This is a genomic window from Filomicrobium sp. (assembly GCF_025698805.1).
Taxonomy (GTDB): domain Bacteria; phylum Pseudomonadota; class Alphaproteobacteria; order Rhizobiales; family Hyphomicrobiaceae; genus Filomicrobium; species Filomicrobium insigne.
The window spans coordinates 310353-327510 of sequence record NZ_JAILWT010000002.1 but is presented as its reverse complement, the minus strand read 5'-3'; the positions used below and the strand labels follow the sequence as shown (position 1 = coordinate 327510).

17 protein-coding genes are annotated in these 17158 nt (G+C 57.4%); 3 read left to right on the top strand and 14 right to left on the bottom strand.

Translation table 11 applies throughout. The features are described 5' to 3' along the window. The first annotated feature begins 30 nt into the window (after window positions 1-30). Window positions 31-276, top strand: coding sequence for a 30S ribosomal protein S21 (rpsU, locus tag K5845_RS05260; protein WP_244465087.1), 246 nt, complete (start codon window positions 31-33; stop codon window positions 274-276). Window positions 277-402: 126 nt separating this feature from the next. Here rpsU and K5845_RS05255 read toward each other — a convergent pair whose 3' ends face one another. The 7 genes from K5845_RS05255 to K5845_RS05225 form a co-directional block, all read right to left on the bottom strand. Then, the gene (locus tag K5845_RS05255; protein WP_287958530.1) at window positions 403-1248 is read right to left on the bottom strand and encodes an alpha/beta hydrolase; all 846 of its coding nucleotides are present in this window, start codon (window positions 1246-1248) and stop codon (window positions 403-405) included. A 128-nt stretch (window positions 1249-1376) separates the two neighbouring features. Beyond that, window positions 1377-1937, bottom strand: a complete 561-nt coding sequence (locus tag K5845_RS05250; protein WP_139165304.1) for a hypothetical protein — start codon at window positions 1935-1937, stop codon at window positions 1377-1379. Window positions 1938-2054: 117 nt separating this feature from the next. Beyond that, the gene (locus tag K5845_RS05245; protein ID WP_287958529.1) at window positions 2055-2885 is read right to left on the bottom strand and encodes an alpha/beta hydrolase; all 831 of its coding nucleotides are present in this window, start codon (window positions 2883-2885) and stop codon (window positions 2055-2057) included. Between the two features lie 27 nt (window positions 2886-2912). Then, window positions 2913-4349 carry an NAD(P)(+) transhydrogenase (Re/Si-specific) subunit beta gene (locus tag K5845_RS05240; RefSeq protein ID WP_425284152.1) on the bottom strand — a complete coding sequence of 479 codons (1437 nt, stop codon included), beginning with the start codon at window positions 4347-4349 and terminating at the stop codon, window positions 2913-2915. 50 nt (window positions 4350-4399) lie between these two features. Next, window positions 4400-4813: a proton-translocating transhydrogenase family protein gene (locus K5845_RS05235; RefSeq protein ID WP_076605260.1), complete on the bottom strand. Its 414-nt coding sequence runs from the start codon at window positions 4811-4813 to the stop codon at window positions 4400-4402. Window positions 4814-4829: 16 nt separating this feature from the next. Further along, the gene (locus K5845_RS05230; protein WP_287958528.1) at window positions 4830-5972 is read right to left on the bottom strand and encodes a Re/Si-specific NAD(P)(+) transhydrogenase subunit alpha; all 1143 of its coding nucleotides are present in this window, start codon (window positions 5970-5972) and stop codon (window positions 4830-4832) included. A gap of 169 nt (window positions 5973-6141) precedes the next feature. Continuing rightward, window positions 6142-6291, bottom strand: a complete 150-nt coding sequence (locus K5845_RS05225; RefSeq protein WP_139165303.1) for an aa3-type cytochrome c oxidase subunit IV — start codon at window positions 6289-6291, stop codon at window positions 6142-6144. 174 nt (window positions 6292-6465) lie between these two features. Between K5845_RS05225 and K5845_RS05220 the strand changes: the two genes are divergently transcribed. Beyond that, window positions 6466-7308, top strand: a complete 843-nt coding sequence (locus tag K5845_RS05220; protein WP_287958527.1) for a hypothetical protein — start codon at window positions 6466-6468, stop codon at window positions 7306-7308. Between the two features lie 146 nt (window positions 7309-7454). On the opposite strand, the gene dxs is transcribed toward K5845_RS05220, so the two are convergent. From dxs to K5845_RS05185, 7 genes are all read right to left on the bottom strand, one after another. Continuing rightward, a complete protein-coding gene (dxs, locus tag K5845_RS05215; RefSeq protein ID WP_046475345.1) occupies window positions 7455-9371 on the bottom strand; it encodes a 1-deoxy-D-xylulose-5-phosphate synthase in 1917 nt (638 codons plus the stop codon). Window positions 9372-9592: 221 nt separating this feature from the next. Next, window positions 9593-9856 carry an exodeoxyribonuclease VII small subunit gene (locus K5845_RS05210; protein WP_046475349.1) on the bottom strand — a complete coding sequence of 88 codons (264 nt, stop codon included), beginning with the start codon at window positions 9854-9856 and terminating at the stop codon, window positions 9593-9595. A 61-nt stretch (window positions 9857-9917) separates the two neighbouring features. Continuing rightward, window positions 9918-10868 carry a histone deacetylase family protein gene (locus tag K5845_RS05205; protein ID WP_046475352.1) on the bottom strand — a complete coding sequence of 317 codons (951 nt, stop codon included), beginning with the start codon at window positions 10866-10868 and terminating at the stop codon, window positions 9918-9920. A gap of 110 nt (window positions 10869-10978) precedes the next feature. Further along, entirely contained in the window at window positions 10979-11878 is a 900-nt protein-coding gene (locus K5845_RS05200; protein WP_046475355.1) for an SDR family oxidoreductase, read from the bottom strand. A gap of 53 nt (window positions 11879-11931) precedes the next feature. After that, window positions 11932-13473 (bottom strand): hypothetical protein, encoded by a 1542-nt coding sequence (locus K5845_RS05195; protein WP_287958526.1) that lies wholly within the window; start codon window positions 13471-13473, stop codon window positions 11932-11934. 58 nt (window positions 13474-13531) lie between these two features. After that, a complete protein-coding gene (locus K5845_RS05190; protein ID WP_046475361.1) occupies window positions 13532-14299 on the bottom strand; it encodes a crotonase/enoyl-CoA hydratase family protein in 768 nt (255 codons plus the stop codon). Next, complete coding sequence (locus K5845_RS05185) at window positions 14296-16071, bottom strand: acyl-CoA dehydrogenase family protein (RefSeq protein ID WP_287958525.1); 1776 nt, start codon at window positions 16069-16071, stop codon at window positions 14296-14298. Before K5845_RS05185 ends, K5845_RS05190 begins: the two co-directional genes overlap by 4 nt. 117 nt (window positions 16072-16188) lie before the next feature. Between K5845_RS05185 and K5845_RS05180 the strand changes: the two genes are divergently transcribed. Then, the gene (locus K5845_RS05180) at window positions 16189-17151 is read left to right on the top strand and encodes an L-threonylcarbamoyladenylate synthase (protein ID WP_046475369.1); all 963 of its coding nucleotides are present in this window, start codon (window positions 16189-16191) and stop codon (window positions 17149-17151) included. Window positions 17152-17158 lie beyond the last annotated feature (7 nt).

Here is a 17158-nt window from a genome sequence, read left to right as displayed (position 1 = left end):
GAAGTTTAAAAACTCTGACCGCACAAAAGGATAGGGATTCGCGTGCAGGTTCTCGTTCGCGACAATAATGTCGATCAGGCTCTCAAGGCGCTCAAGAAGAAAATGCAGCGTGAGGGCATCTTCCGTGAGATGAAACTCCGGAATTATTACGAAAAGCCATCCGAGAAGAAGGCTCGTGAAAAGGCTGAAGCGGTGCGTCGGGCTCGTAAGCTGGCTCGTAAGCGCGCTCAGCGCGAAGGATTGTTGCCTGGTAAGGTTGCGCGTCCCGCTCGCTAAGCGGGTTGTATCGCGCGAGAACGCCTGACAACGGCCCGTAATGGGTTTTATACAACATAACGGGCGCCGGTTGACTGTAACCGGTGCCCGTTATTCCGTTGGCGTTTGTGCGTCGCGTTTTAGCTGTTATCCGGCGACGCGGTCTTCCTGCGCCGATATCGATGGTTTGACGGCTATGCGGTCGATCCAATCATTTACCACGTCGTAGGAGCCGTATTTGCCGTGGTCAGTGTGGCCCGCGCGGCGGAATGTGACGATTTCGGTTGGGCCGGAGGCTGATTGTGCGACTCGGCGACCCATTTCTACTGGAATGATCGCATCTTGTTCGCCATGGATCACCAAGAGTGGTGTGTGGACGTCGCCAATATAACGCATTGTTTCATAGCGATCCCGCATCATCAGGCGCGCGGGGAGATACGGATAGCAGATCTCTGCGACGTCAACGATTGATGTGTAGGGGGCGTCCAGGATCAAGCCTGCAGTGGAATTTTCGGCAGCGACGCGGACGGCAATGCCGGTTCCGATTGACTCACCGTAGATTACGATATCGTCAGCCGCCACACCCTTATCAATCAAGGTTTCATAAGCCAACTTTGCGTCCGCGATATTGGTTAGCTCCGACGGCCGTCCTGTAGAGCCGGAATAGCCACGATAGGCCATCATCATGATTCCGCGCCCACGTTTCGTGAACGCTCCGATACGTTCGGCCCGATCCGCTAGGGTTCCGGAGTTGCCGTGGATATAAAGTATTGTCGGCTGTCCCGGCTCGGCTTTCGCATACCAAGTCACGAGGGTATGGCCATCGGGGGTGTTGATTAACACTTCCTCAACGTTCGGAAGGCCCGCGGAAGCGGGACGAACACGGTTACCGACCGGATGATACATTAGTGCGCGCTCAACGATGGGAGCGCCCACCATGACCACTAGGGCCAGCACAGCGATAATTGCGATGGTACTCAGCACAAAAGACATGGATTCATTTCGCCTGGGATTCTGTCACAGCTCAAGCAAGCTAGTACGCCCAGCAAGCTTGAGTGTGCGGGTGGGAATTCTTATTGCCTAGCCTCATCTTCACAATGCGGGCAGTGCCTGCAAAAATCTCAACGCACAAACATCGTTTTTTGTTCACTTCTGAGGAGTAACGGCTCCGCGTTATCAAAGCACTCCAGCAACGATTGGGCGCGGCGGGGACCGGGTAAATGTCCGAAGCGAGACCCTTTACTCGCCGCTAACCAGGGTGCGAAATCGGCCACCTCTTGGCGGCGAAAAAGGCCTGTGTCACGGCCGTAACGGATGGCCCAACAGTCGGCTTCGATCTCGTTGTTCACAGATGGCGTGTACCAATGCCCTAAAATATGGTGCGCACATTCGTGTGCGTAGAAAAATAGCTGTAACTTTACGGGCAACTGCATAAGCAGATGGGAGTCCATGACAATGAATGGCGTCATGTTCACCACCCAGGCACGTCCGACGTCGCCCAGTTCATCCACCTTCAGAGTTGTAACGTGTCTGCCTCGGAAATCCTGACACTGTACCGTCAGACCTGCGATTGTGACCTCATTTGGAGCCTTGATCGCAGTCTTTCCGGCGACCGCTCCTGACGCCACGAACAATATGGCGATGAGCACGGATGCCGTTGCAGCGGACAGAGTTCTCTTCAATTGACCTCCTCGCTAGTTGCCGGCCTCGTCTTGCAACGCTGCCAACGCTAGAGGATACATCAGTCGAGCGAGTCGAGAAGATTGTATGTGCTAACAGTAAATCAAACATGGTTGATTTCACTGCATTCGTTGTCGCACCTGTTGCAGAAACGACCAGATGTGGCTGTAAAGACCGTCTTGCACTAGTGACACGTGAGTGCTGCCAGGCATACTTACGAAGGTCTTTGGCTCGTTGGCGCGGGCGTAAAGCCGCTGTGCCTGCTCATAGGGAACCGACTTGTCCTGGTTTCCATGAACGATGAGGAGCGGCATTTTGACGTTTTGGATCTCATCGTAGGATCTGAACTGGTCGACCATCAAAAAATGAACGGGTAACCAAGGGTAACGTTCGGCGGCAACATCCACGATTGCTGTAAAGGGCGCTTCCAGGATCAATGCGCTGGCTGGAACCTCCGTCGCGAGGTGGATAGCGACGGCTGTGCCGAGTGAATAGCCGTGAAGTACGATGTCTTCAGCGGCATGTCTTTCGCGAAGCCAGTTATAAGCGGCGAAGGCATCCAAATGTAGACCGGATTCGCTCGGTGCGCCTGTTGAACCTGGAAATCCGCGATACGAGAACGCGAGGACTCCGGCGCCGTGGTCGCGAATTTTGCGCCAGCGTTCGTCGCGTTGTTCGAGTTCTCCTCGCTTGCCGTGCATGAAGAGGAACACGGGCTGATCAGCTTGAGGGGCCAGATACCAACCAGCGAGTTCCTCGCCGTCACTCGTCTTGATGACAATACGCGTGCTCCCCTCGATGGCGAGCGTTCCGGCTGTCGCCAGATTGCCGGTATCAACGGTGTCGAACAGGATGTTGCGCTGAAGAAAGAACATGCCTGCAGCGGCCGCGGCATAGCCCACGAGAAGCAATGCGACCAAAATTGAAAGTGGTCGTTTGAGCAGGTGCATGTGGCCTACCCTTACGGGGCCCTTTCGTCAGTCGATCGCTTTGACGATTTCTTCCGTCATCTTTTTGGCATCACCAAGGAGCATCATGGTGTTGTCACGATAAAACAGCGGATTGTCGATGCCGGCATAACCGGAGGCCAACGAGCGCTTGTTGAACATGACGGTGCCAGCCTTCCAAACTTGAAGCACGGGCATACCATAAATGGGTGATGAGGGGTCATCTTCAGCAGCCGGATTGGTGACGTCGTTCGCGCCGATGACGTAAGCGACATCAGCCTGCTGGAATTCGGAGTTGATGTCCTCCAATTCGAAAACCTCGTCATAGGGGACGTTGGCTTCAGCGAGCAGGACGTTCATGTGACCCGGCATACGACCGGCGACAGGATGGATTGCGTATTTAACCTCGACGCCAGCTTCTTTCAGAGCGTCCGCGAGTTCGCGCAGCGCATGCTGAGCTTGCGCGACGGCCATGCCATAGCCCGGGACGATAATCACCTTTTGGGCGTTCTTCATGATGTAGGCCGCGTCCTCAGCTGAGCCGAGCTTCACGGGCCGCTGTTCGCCGCCTCCACCTGCAGGGCCAGCAACTTCACCGCCAAAGCCGCCGAGAATGACCGATATGAAGGAGCGGTTCATGCCCCGGCACATGATGTAGGACAGGATCGCGCCAGAAGAGCCAACCAATGCGCCGGTGATGATGAGAGCAATATTGCCCAGAGTGAAGCCGATACCTGCTGCGGCCCACCCCGAATACGAGTTTAACATTGAGACGACGACGGGCATGTCCGCGCCGCCGATGGGCACGATGATCAGCACGCCGAACAGTAGCGAGATGACGGTGATGGCCCAGAACAGCTTATCGTCGCCGCCGGAAACCACGAACATGTAGATGAGCACAACCAGGGCTGCGAAAAGACCTGCGTTGATGACGTGGCGCAGAGGCAGGATAATCGGGGCGCCTGACATTCTTCCGGACAACTTCGAGAATGCGATGACGGAGCCGGTGAACGTAATCGCACCGATGGCAACGCCCAGAGACATTTCCACCAGACTGGCGGCCTTGATGCCGCTATTCGGATCGCCTGCAACTTGAAGAATGCCAAATGCGTCTGGTGCGTAGACAGCTGCTGCCGCAACGAAGACAGCTGCAAGGCCGACGAGCGAGTGAAACGCGGCAACCAATTCCGGCATCGACGTCATCGGAATATCGCGGGCAATTTTGCCGCCGATTACGCCACCGATTCCCAAGCCGAGTGCAATCAGAACCCATGTCAGCAGCTGATCGCCGCCTTTAAGCTGAGTGAGCGTCGTCACAATGGCAATGGCCATGCCGATCATGCCGTACAGGTTGCCACGGCGTGACGTTTCGGGGTGCGACAGGCCGCGCAGCGCCAGGATGAAGAGCACGCCGGAGATCAGATAAAGAATCGCGACGAGGTCGGTGGGAATCATCGGTTCGGACATTTTAGGAAAGCACCCAAGAGGTTATCTGCAATCGCACAAGGTGCGTGAAATCAACGCTTCGGCTCTTTCTTCTTGTACATGGCGAGCATGCGGCTTGTGACGAGGAAGCCACCGAAGATGTTGACGGAAGCCATCGTGAGAGCGAGGAAGCCAAAGATCTTTGCGGCTAGTCCACCGTTGGCGATGCTTTCGATGCCGACAGCGAGCAGTGCACCGACGACGATAACGGAGGACACGGCGTTGGTGACCGACATGAGCGGCGTGTGCAGGGCCGGTGTCACGCTCCAGACCACATAGTAGCCGACGAAGATCGCCATCACGAACACCATGATCTGATAGACCCATGGTGCGACGTCGCCACCTCCTGCTGCCGCGGCGGGGAGAGCTGAGGCGGAAAGCGCGAACACTGCAAAGGCGAGCGTAAGGGTACTGTTCCGGAGTGCTGAGATGGTGGGCTTGTGCATCGTCTAGTTCCGTTCCCTAGGCTGTCTTTTCCGTGAGGCTGGGATGGACGATTTCACCGTCCTTGGCGATCAACGTGCCCTTGATGAGCTCGTCATCCCAATCGATTGCGAGTGATTTGTCTTCCTTGGAGATCATCAGGTCCACGAAGGCGGCTAAGTTCCGCGCGTAAAGGTTGGAGGCATTTACGGGAACGGTGCCGGCCAAATTAATCGGACCGATGATCTTTACGCCGTTTGCCGTGGTGATGGTCTCGCCCGGCTTCGTGAGTTCGCAGTTGCCGCCACGTTCCGCTGCGAGGTCAATAATGACGGCGCCAGGTTTCATGCTGGCCACCATGTCGCTCGTGATTAGACGTGGGGCTGGGCGGCCAGGGATCAACGCGGTGGTGATGACGATGTCCTGGGTCTTCAGGTGATTTGCGACAAGTTCCGCCTGCTTTGCCTGATAGGCCGCGGACATTTGCTTTGCATAGCCGCCCGCTGTTTGTGCCTGGAGGAATTCCTCGTCTTCAACGGCGATGAACTTGGCGCCGAGAGACTGCACTTGTTCCTTGGTCGCGGGTCTGACGTCAGTTGCGGTAACAATGGCGCCGAGCCGCCGCGCGGTCGCGATAGCCTGGAGACCAGCAACACCAACGCCCATGATGAAGGTTTTCGCCGCTGGCACGGTGCCTGCGGGCGTCATCATCATCGGCAGTGCGCCGCCAAATTTCGAAGCAGCATCGACGACGGCCTTGTAGCCAGCAAGGTTTGCCTGACTAGAGAGAACGTCCATGGCCTGCGCACGTGTCGTGCGCGGCATCAATTCCATCGCGAAGAGGGTCGCCTTGGTGGCGGCCAACGTCTCGATTTCAGTGCGTTGTCCGTAGGGATCAAGCATCGCGACGACGATGGCGCCTGGTTTGAGCGTATTAAATTCTTCGGGTGAGGGACGCCGCACTTTCAGGAGGATATCGGCGCGCGGTAACGCATCATTGGGCGACGAAACTATTTCTGCGCCTTGTGCTTTGTATGCGTCGTCGGAAAAACTCGACCTCAATCCGGCACCGCTTACGATTGCCACCGTACATCCAGCAGCAACGAATTTTTTCACCGTATCGGGGGACACGGCAACGCGGGGTTCATTTGAAGCTTCTGGTGTGACCGCGATGGTGACCATAAAAAAAGTCCGATTGTGCTTGGGTGGCCTTTTCGGCGATCCCTTCCGTATAAAAAACAACGGGCTCGCGTGGAACGCGAACCCGTCATGGGGTCCTCGGTTATTGAATAACCGACTAGCGTTTATCCCTCTTCATTTGCCAAACCATATAGGCAAAATCTAATGAAGGCTAGACCAGGAATATCGCCATACCGGCCAACAAAAGTACTAGAAGTACGACCATAATCTGGGTTGCACGGAGGAATGCGCGGTACGTACGCGCGTGCTCATTGTAGTCCATGTCCGGATGGCCACCCGCACCAGAAAGATCAATGCTCATTCTCATCCCCTCCTACTGGGTTCTACCTGCCGTATTACGGCGCTTTGGATCACTCGTCGCACGCGTTGGATTTCGCGTCACGCGATTGTACCGGCGCATGCCGGCCGATTGCCGCCAGTCCGCCGCTTTTTCGAGGTCTAGAGCGTTGGCGAGAAACAATCAAAGGGTTTTGTGATGTCCCGGTCTCAGTCGTGTGTCAAGCAAGGCTCACGTATCGCTCAGTTGATGGCTTTTGGCATTTTTGTTGGTGCGTTGGCTGTCCGACCGGCGGTGGCTCTCGAAGAAACCGACGATGAAAAGGACGGCCGCAAAGCCTGCGAAGCCCAGATATGTCGGCTTATCGTTGATAAGCCCAAGGAAAAGGGTGCTCTCAAGTGCGACCTTGGGAAGACGTGGGGCAAGGCTAAGATCAAAGAAGGCGCCGATTCAAAACAGATCAAATGGTCGTTTGGTGATGCGCGCTGCAAAGTGAGCGTGCGCATCCCGAAGCGAGTTATTGTTAAAGCCCTGACGCAGCCTAAGTTCACATTCGAAGCACGGCCGCATGTTGTGCATTGCGATGTGGAGACCGGAAACGGGATCGAGCCGGTACGCGCTGTTTTGAAGCCGAAGCTGAAGTTCGAGGGGGGGCGCGTGAAGAAGGCCTGGGTCGGATTGAAGGAGCTGGACGGTCCGACGCTGCTCAAGGGGCTCGTTTGGACGACAGCAAAGCTGGAAGATACGCTCGGGATCTTTCACAGCGAAATGGTCAAAGAGATCAATAAATTTGTCCACAAAACCTGCCCGGCGGACTACGGGCCTGAAAGTGAAAAGGACAAAAAGAAAAAGGGTAAGGACAAGAAGGCCAAAGATACTGAAAACGATACGAAGGTCGTAAAGAAACCCGACCCTGATAAGAGCGCTGAAAAGCCGGAAACATCTAAAGCGGATAGCAATGCGAAACAATCCAAGGAGGATGGAGGAAAATCCGAGGCGGAAGGGAAAGCCGCGTCTGACGCAACACCTAAAAAAGACTAGGAAATGGGTGTGCGCGTGTATGAAGGCGGCAGAAAAGACGCGATTTTGTCGCGATATAAATTTGAATAACAACGCCGTCACGCGACAGGCGATGGCTGCCATGTAAGTGGCAGGCCACTACAACGCGGACAACCATTCGAACGGGATCAGGCGCGGTCCGATGAGTCCATCAAAAGGTTTTCCCGGCCGAGCGCTTTGAAGGCCGTTTCCACGATGCCTGCCGCGGCCAGCCCAGCGTTCGCATACATTTGGTCAGGTTTGGCGTGATCGACGAAGATGTCGGGCATCACCATTGGCCGGACTTTCAGTCCACTGTCGAGCAGGCCGTTTTCGGCCAAGTGCTGCAACACGAAGCTGCCGAAACCACCAACGGAGCCTTCTTCAATAGTGATAAGCACTTCGTGATTGCGCGCGAGGTTATTCACGAGGTCTTTGTCAAGCGGTTTGGCAAAGCGTGCGTCGGCCACGGTGGCTGACAGGCCAAATGCTGCAAGCTGTTCGGCGGCTTTGAGAGATTCCGCGAGCCGTGTGCCGAGCGAAAGAATCGCAATCGTCGAGCCTTCGCGCAGGATGCGACCCTTGCCAATTTCGAGCGGTATGCCGCGCTCGGGAAGTTCAACGCCGACGCCGTCTCCGCGTGGGTAGCGGAAGGCGGAAGGCCGATCGTCGATTGTCACCGCGGTGGCGACCATGTGCTTAAGCTCGGCCTCGTCGGCTGCGGCCATGATGACGAACTCAGGCAAGCAGCCGAGGAACGCAATATCAAATGAGCCGGCATGGGTCGGACCGTCAGCGCCGACGAACCCTGCACGATCGATCGCAAAACGCACAGGCAACTTTTGGATCGCCACGTCGTGCACGACTTGGTCATACGCGCGCTGAAGGAACGTCGAATAAATCGCGGCGAAAGGTTTGAAGCCTTCTGTCGCCAGACCGGCGGCGAAGGTGACAGCGTGTTGCTCCGCGATGCCGACATCGAACATACGGTTCGGGAATTCTTCGCCGAACAGGTCCAATCCCGTTCCGGAAGGCATGGCCGCGGTAACAGCAACGATGCTTGGGTCTCTGCGTGCTTCCTCGACTAAGCTTTTGGCGAAGACCTTGGTGTAGCTCGGCGCGTTGGACTTCGGTTTGTCCTGTGCTCCGGTAATGACGTTGAACTTGCCAACGCCGTGGTACTTGTCCTCGGACTCCTCAGCCGGCGGGTAGCCTTTGCCCTTCTTGGTGACGACATGCACCAGGATTGGGCCCTGGCGTGCATCGCGCACGTTTTTCAGGACGGGGAGCAGCTGGCTCAGATCGTGACCGTCAATGGGGCCGACGTAATAAAAGCCGAGCTCCTCGAACCACATCCCACCCTGCCACAGGTGGCGGGTGTACTCCTCAACGCGCGCCGCGCGACGTTCCCAACTTTTTGGGAGACGTTTCGCCAACTGCTTGGCGATGTCACGCATGTAGAGGTAGGTGCCACTGGATGTGATGCGGGCGAGATACGATGATAGCGCGCCTGTAGGCGGCGCGATGGACATATCGTTGTCGTTGAGGATGACGATCAAGCGCTCGTCGCTGGCGCCGGCATTGTTGAGCGCCTCATAAGCCATGCCCGCCGACATCGCGCCGTCGCCGATAACGGCGATGACATTGTTATCTCTGCCTGCGAGATCCCGTCCCACGGCCATGCCGTGGCCGGCAGAAATCGACGTTGAGGAGTGGGCGGCGCCGAATGGGTCGTAAGGACTTTCATCGCGCTTGGTGAAACCGGACAGGCCGCCAGGTTGGCGCAGTGTGCGGATCTGGTCGCGGCGCCCGGTCAAAATCTTGTGGGGGTATGTCTGGTGACCAACGTCCCAGATGAGGCGGTCACGTGGCGTGTCGAATACCCAGTGGAGGGCAACGGTTAGCTCGATTACACCCAGTCCGGCACCCAGGTGGCCGCCGGTCACCGAGACGGCGTCGATTGTTTCCTGTCGGAGCTCGTCGGCGACCTGGTTGAGGTCGCTTTCTGGAAGCGCCCGTAGGTCCTCGGGGAACTTTATGAGATCGAGTAACGGTGTCGTTGGCACGCTCTTACTACGCTTCCTTGCTTAGTTTGCATTCAAACGGCCGGTTTAAAGCATTTGTACCGGCATAGCACGATAAGGTCTTTTAGGTTGCGATCTTTGCTAACGAGAAGCGGAGCGAGCGGATCGAGCCGGCTTTGCGTCGAACGGCCACACTATCTGTGCAGAGCGCAGATGAAAAGCACGTGGTCGTGAGCCGATCGCCGCGGACTTTCAAGCTCGGTTTATGTGGGATCGAGCGGCTCGGTGCCGGCCGGATTCCCGTTCGTGTCCAGAGTGATCTTCTCAACCTTCGCTTCCGCTTGCCGCAAAAGCTTGTCGCAGTGGGCTCTCAAAGCCTCTCCGCGTTCATATATCGTGATGGACTCTTCGAGTTCCACATCCCCGCGTTCCAGTCGGCCGACAATCGTTTCGAGCTCCTTGAGGGCACGCTCGAAGGTCATACTTGCAATGTCGGCTTGCGGCTCTGATTTCTGATTGGTGGTCATGGATGTCCGGTTGTTCGTCCTTAAACTTGGGGCGTTTTACGTTGATTCGGGAAAACGTCGTTTATTCAGCCGCGTCCATCAAGGTGCGAACGTGGACTGCGACGGAACGGGCGAGAGCTGTCAGATCATAGCCCCCTTCGAGAAGCGAAACGATCCGACCATCGCAATGGCGGTCAGCCGCTTCGGTGAGTTTCTCTGTAACCCACATAAAGTCGGCTTCCACGAGGCGCAAGCTCGCCAGCGGGTCGGCTTCATGGGCGTCGAAGCCCGCGGAAATGATGATCAGGTCCGGCGAGAAGTTCTTCAGTGCCGGGAGAATACGGCTTTCCATGGCTTCGCGGAATCGTTCGCCACCATCGCCACTGCGTAAAGGGGCGTTCCAGATATTGCCGACTCCGGTCTCCGAGAGCGCGCCCGTGCCTGGAAAAAGCGGCATCTGGTGCGTTGAGGAGAAGAACAGGTTTTTGTCGCTCCAGAAGATGTCCTGAGTGCCGTTGCCATGGTGGACATCGAAATCGACAACGGCGACGCGCTCAACGCCGTGTTTCTGGCGTGCATATTTCGCGGCGATCGCGGCATTGGCAAACAAGCAGAAGCCCATGGCCTTGTCCGTTTCGGCATGGTGGCCGCAAGGACGGACCTGACAGAAAGCGTTCTTGATGTCTGACGCTGGGTCCATCACTTCATCAACGGCCATTAAACCGGCTCCAACGGCCCGCAAAGCAGCTTCCCAACTTCCCGGCGACATCAGCGTATCGCCGTCGAGGTAGATGCGTCCTTCCCCCTCTCCGGGCCGCTGAGCGCGGATATGGGCCAAATAGCTCGTTGGGTGCGCCAAAAGGATTTGTTCTTCGACATCGTCGCGCATGGGGGCTTCTTTACGCGTCAAGTCGGTGAAGTACTCATGGGCGAGTACTTTATCGATCGCGCGCATGCGATCGGGACGCTCGGGGTGACCGGGGCCCGTATCGTGATTGAGAAACGAGGGGTGCGTAACGAGGAGTGTCGACATGTCGGCGAGCGCTGTCCTTTGAGGAACCTGTTCGTTTGGCGGGCGAGGCTTCAGGCCATGCTAGACTAAAATTACGTCCAACGCGAAGAAAGCCAGTCGTTTCGACCTTTCTAGGCTTTGGTTCCTAGCTTTGAAAGTATGGCGGCGGGGGCGATGTTCACCCCGGGCGGCGGCAAGGATCTGGCCGGTACAAAGAAATCCGGAGCGAGCATCTGGCCTGGCGTAACGCTGTAACCTTCGAAATCCGTTACATTGCCCGTTTCGTATAGAAACGTGTCGTCGATCAGGAAGTTGCCGGTGAATTCCGAGGCCGGCTGAGAGAAGATCAGGTGAGCTGCATCCGCCAAAATGTCCGGGGTGCGGCTCATATTGATCAATTGGTCGCCTCCGAGAACGTTGCGGATGGCAGCGGTCGCGATGGTGGTGCGCGGCCACAGGGCGTTGACTGCGATCCCATCGGGCGCCAGTTCGCGCGCCAGCCCGAGAACCGCTAAGCTCATGCCATACTTGGCTATGGAATAGCCAACATGCCCGGCAAACCACTGCGGCTGCATGTCAAGCGGTGGCGATAACATCAGCACATGCGGATTGGCAGCAAGCTTGAGGTGGGGCAAGCAAGCTTTAGTGACGAGCAATGTCCCGCGCGTGTTGATGGCGTACATGAGATCGAGACGCTTTGCCTCGGTCTCCGCAAGCGGTGTTAGCGAGATCGCCGACGCGTTATTTACGCAAATGTCGATGCCGCCGAAGGTTTTCGCGGTGCGCGCGACGGCTTCCTCGATCTGCTCTTCACTGCGGATGTCGCATTGGATCGCCAAGGCTTTGCCACCTGCCTTTTCGATTTCTTCAGCGGCTGAGAAGATCGTGCCTTCGAGTTTCGGATGGGGCTCAGCCGTTTTGGCGGCAATGGCAACGTTGGCACCATCGCGTGCTGCCCGTAACGCGATCGCCAAGCCGATGCCACGGCTGGCGCCCGTTACAAATAATGTCTTGGAATGGAGGTTTGCCATGGCTCGTCTCTAGGATCACATCCGCCCCATTTGTTATTGCGGAGCATGGGTTGCTATTGGGCGTCGCCGGTTCGCCTGAAGCCGAATATCCAGGTCAGAATGCGCCAGGGCAAAGTTACGATGGCCCAAAGCTGCTGTATTATACTCACGAGAGCCGCGGGCACGCCAACGAGGGGCATAAACGCAATCAAAAACACCACCAGTTTCAAGATCCGCGTCGCATAGTAGCCCGCGGTGTTTGCAAAGCTTTCCCGCTTCATTTTTGGCCAGACACGGGCCCACCAGTCTCGGACGACATTAAACCCAATCAGTCCGGCGACTAGGCTGAAGAGATAAGCGAACTGGATCGTAGAGGGAATGTTCGGGATGATGCGCAGGTCCAGTTCCGTTTGCCGTTCCCGTGAGTTTACGTGTGCTTCGACCGCGGCGGTGGCGACATTTCCTGTCACGTTTGAAACCACCTCTCCAAGGATGTCGCCGAACATATCTTGCGTGCCGGGGGTGTGATCGTATGGAACGGCATCGATCCGAATGCGTGATGAACTCTGTTTGGTTGCAGAGAGCTCAAGCTTTCCATGCTGGGCGCCGAGGGCATCAAGAAAGTCAGCGTATGTGGCTCGTTTCAGTGCGTCGCGCAGGCCGCTCACCTCTATTGATTGCCAGAACCAGTTGCGGCTGCCTGGCTGTGCGGGAGACGACGTTGCGAGCACGACGAGATTGATGTCGTTTGCTGCGGCTGCCGACTTCAAATTCTCCAGCGGAATGTTGCGTGAGATGCCCGAGATCGGTTTCACGTTGAGCATGTTGCCCTCGACGCGCCCCGTGACGACGACCGTCTGCCCCCGCAATGCATCAAGGCTTGTGATGACGTGATTGGGATCTATAGGTTCGACTAGAACCGATCGTCCGGCTTTGTCGAATTTTCGTGATGCCCCTAAAGTGCGTGGGCCGGCTTCCGTCATGGACAGAATGCGCACGTCGGCTTTCGACAGGTTCCGGGAGAGCTGCCAAATCGCTTCCTTGAACAGCGTTCGGTCCTGCGCTTCGAGTACGACGTTGGGGCGAACTTCAACTAGGGCGGAATCCTTTGGCCCCACCCGGCGCAACACAGGATAGGCTTTTCCATCCACCACGACATGGAGCTTTGCCTTTTCGGGCAAGTCTCGAAGCAGTTGGCGCTGGGTGAAGAGCGTTTCTTCGGACAGATAGAGTGCGAGTCCCGGGCTGCTGCCTGCCAGTTCCGGGGCGAGTGCGGGGACAACACGGGTCATCTCGTCGGCGTTTCCGGCCGTGAAGATTTCGCCCTTGCGATTGACAAATTTCCAGTGGCCTTCGGGTGTCGCGTGGGTCGCGAGCGCGACACTTCCGGGTGCGTGGGGGAGTTTTGAGACGACGGACGCGGCGTCATCGAGGGACGTCACGGCGAGCTTGCTCCCGATGCGGCCGGCGTCGACGCCAGCGTCACCGGCCTCCTTCAAGAGCTTGGTCAGCCAGTTGGCGCCGGCGTGATTGACGGATGCCGTTAACACGAGGCCGATGACCATGACTAGGCTCACAAAGTGTTTCAGGCGCTTCAATCTCATCCCGCTAGCCATATTCCTCTCTCTCCCTCAGGCTAGCACTTCCGTTGGGCTATTTTCAGCCGAATGATTGTTACTTTGAGAAATTTGGCGGCCGTTTTTGTGTGAATGTTGTCAGCGCTTCAACAGTTTCGGGTGCTTTGAGGCGCTCAGCGAAGTGTTCGGCTTCCTCTCGGATGCGATTTTGGACGGTGGTTGGATTTCCCCGGAGCAGGCGGCGAGATATCGCGAGCGCGTGAGGAGGCTTTGCCGCCAGGCCCGCAGCTGCTGCGAGCGCTGCCTGTTCCAGTTCATCCGGCGGCACGACGGCATTGATGAGACCTGCTTCGCGCATTCGTTCAGAAGAGAAGGGTTTGCCAAGAACGAGAAGTTCGAATGCACGCGCGTAGCCCAGCTGCAGTGGTCCGAGCAAACTTGATCCTGCTTCGGGTACGAGACCCAAATCAACAAAGGGGGTTGAAAAGGTGGCACGGTCGCTGGCGAACACCAGATCGCAATGGAACAGCAATGTGGTTCCGATGCCCACCGCGAGTCCGTCAACGGCTGCGAGCAGCGGTTTGCGGATGTGGGGCAGGAGGTGAATGAAGCGCAGTACCTCGGCCATGGCGTCATCGCGGTTCTCATCGGTCTTCAAGAAATCCGTCAGGTCGTTGCCTGCCGAGAACGTGCCTTCGCTGCCGACGATGACATGGACCCTGACATCGTCCGACGCATCGCCGTGTTCCAAGGCGTCAGAAAGAGCGCGATACATTTCTGCATTGATCGCGTTCTTCTTCTCTGGCCGTGAGAGACGCAGCACCTGGACGTGATTTGTAACCTGACCTTCGACGAGTTTGCTCATGCGGAGAGCGCGGTCGGTTCAAGGCCGAGCACAGCATCGCTTCCTGCTGTAACGGTCAATGCGAGACCCGGGGCTGTTGTCGCGATCTGTTCGGCGAAGAAGCGCGCGATTGCGACATGGGGGGAACTTTGAGTGCCATCACGCGCAGCGGCTAACGCGCCTTTTGCAAGATAACACCCGCCTGCGGTGATCCCAAATAAGCGTAAATACGTCGTGGCACCGGCGAGGGCTTTCTGCGGATCCTGGCCAAGCTGTTCGCCCATCCAGATGGAGGCTTCCGTCAGCGCGGTGACGGCTTCCTCCAGCCGCTTTGCCATGGCGCCGAATTCGGGCTGGTTCGATGCGGATACGGCTTCCACGATCTGTTTGAGTTCAGCGAGATACGCTTTCATGACGCGGCCTTCGCCGAGCGGCAATTTGCGGGTGACGAGGTCGATTGCCTGGATACCGTTAGTGCCCTCATAGATCGGCAGGATTCGTGCATCACGGTAATACTGCGCGGCGCCCGTCTCCTCGATGAATCCCATGCCGCCATGAACCTGCACTCCAAGTGAAGCGACTTTGCAGCCAATATCGGTCGAAAATGCTTTGGCCACGGGGGTGAGCAATGCTGCGCGTGCGGCGGCCTGCTCGCGCTCTTCTGGCGTTGCTGCGCGATTGGACAAATCGAATTCGCGCGCGGTGACGAGGCAGATCGCGCGGGACGCCTGCGTCATGGCCTTCATGGCCAGGAGCATTCGACGTATGTCGGCATGCTGGATGATGGGGACCATCTCATCGCGATTTTGCGGACTGCGGCCCTGTCGACGTTCCTCTGCATAGGCAATGGCCTGTTGGGTTGCGCGTTCAGCGACGGCGACACCCTGAACGCCAACGGCGAGGCGTGCGGCATTCATCATAATGAACATGCAATTGAGGCCGCGGTTCTCATCCCCGACGAGGTAGCCAATCGCACCATCCTGTTCGCCGAATGTCATGACGCACGTCGGGCTGCCGTGAATGCCAAGCTTGTGTTCCAAGCCGGTGCAGATGACGTCATTGCGTTCACCGAGTGATCCGTCGTCATTGACGATGAACTTCGGTACGAGGAACAGAGAGATCCCGCGTGTGCCAGGGGGCGCATCAGGCAACCGCGCAAGGACAAGATGAATGATGTTGCCGCTCAGCTCATGTTCGCCGTACGTGATGAAGATCTTTGTGCCGAAGATACGGTACGTGCCGTCGTCTTGGGGAACTGCGCGCGTTTTTATGCCAGCCAGATCGGACCCAGCTTGCGGTTCGGTCAGGTTCATGGTTCCGGTCCATTCCCCTGAAACGAGTTTGGGTAGATAGGTTTCCTTCAGCACATCAGAGCCGCCAGCCTCAAGAGCTCCGATGGCGCCCTGGGTCAGCAGAGGGCAGAGACCGAAGGATAGGTTGGCGGCATTCCAGATCTCGCTTACCGCCATGGAGACGATTTCCGGCAGGCCTTGGCCCCCATATTGTTGAGGCCCTGGCAAGGCGCTCCAGCCTGCGGCCGTGAACTGCTGATAGGCTTCGTTCCAGCCCGGTGGCGTCGTGACTTTTCCGCCATTCAAAGCGCTCGGCTTATGGTCCCCTTCGCTGTTAAGGGGCGAGAGAACCTCCGAACCGAAACGGCCCGCCTCCTCCATGATTGCGCGGATCGTGTCGGCATCGAGATCATCATAGAAATTGCGCTCAATGAGGTCATCCAGACCGACTGCCGACTTGAGGACGTGCATGATGTCGTCTACTGGAGCCTGATAGGTCATGGGCAGCCTCATGGAGTGGTATGGATATCGCCGTGTCGGCGACGTGTCTTGCCGCGAGCTTATTCGCAATGACCGGATCGGCAAGACTGGAGGCGGAGCTGTGGGACAATTTAGTCGATGAATATCGAGAAGGCCGACGCACAGGCCGTCGCAAAAGCGGGTGCCGTGCTCCGCGCGGGTGGGCTTGTGGCGTTTCCGACCGAGACCGTCTACGGACTTGGCGCAGATGCAACGCAAGCTCATGCTGTCGCCGCCATTTTTGCTACGAAGGGCAGGCCTCGGTTTAATCCGCTGATTGTGCACGCGGTGGATGTCGCCACGGTAGAACGCTACGCAATAATGACGCCTGTCGCGAAGGTCTTGGCCGCCGCGTTCTGGCCAGGTCCGCTGACGCTGGTACTTCAACGGCGCGCGGACAGCGGCCTTTCCGACCTTGTGAGCGCCGGTATGGATACGGTTGCCATTCGCGTACCGGGCCATCCGCTTGCGACGGCTCTTCTTGCGGAGGCTCAAGTTCCCGTTGCGGCGCCTTCTGCCAATCGGTCGGGGCGGGTTAGTCCGACGTGCGCAGCGCATGTTGCAGCGGATCTTGGTGATGACGTCGATTTGATCCTGGACGGCGGGCCTGCAACGGTCGGACTTGAGTCCACCATCGTCGATTGTTCTGGAGAGGTTGTTCGACTGCTCCGCCCTGGGGCGATTGCTACCGATCTTATTGAGGAAACGATTGGGTCGCCGATCTCGCGGGTCGAGGGCGCAACGGAAACGCCGACGTCGCCCGGCCAGTTGGAGAGCCATTACGCGCCGGCTGCTCGGGTTCGACTCAATGTGGAGCGACCCGAAAAGGGCGAGGCGCTGTTGGCGTTCGGCCCCAACGTGCCCGAACATAACGGGCTAGTATTAAATTTGAGCGCGCGTGGAGATCTCACGGAGGCGGCGGTGCGATTATTCGCGAGCCTGAGAGAACTCGACCAGCCCGGGGTCTCAGCTATCGCTGTGATGCCTATTCCCGATACCGGCTTGGGTGAGGCCATCAATGACCGGTTGACACGAGCCGCTGCGCCGCGACCGAGGGTGTGATGCTCAA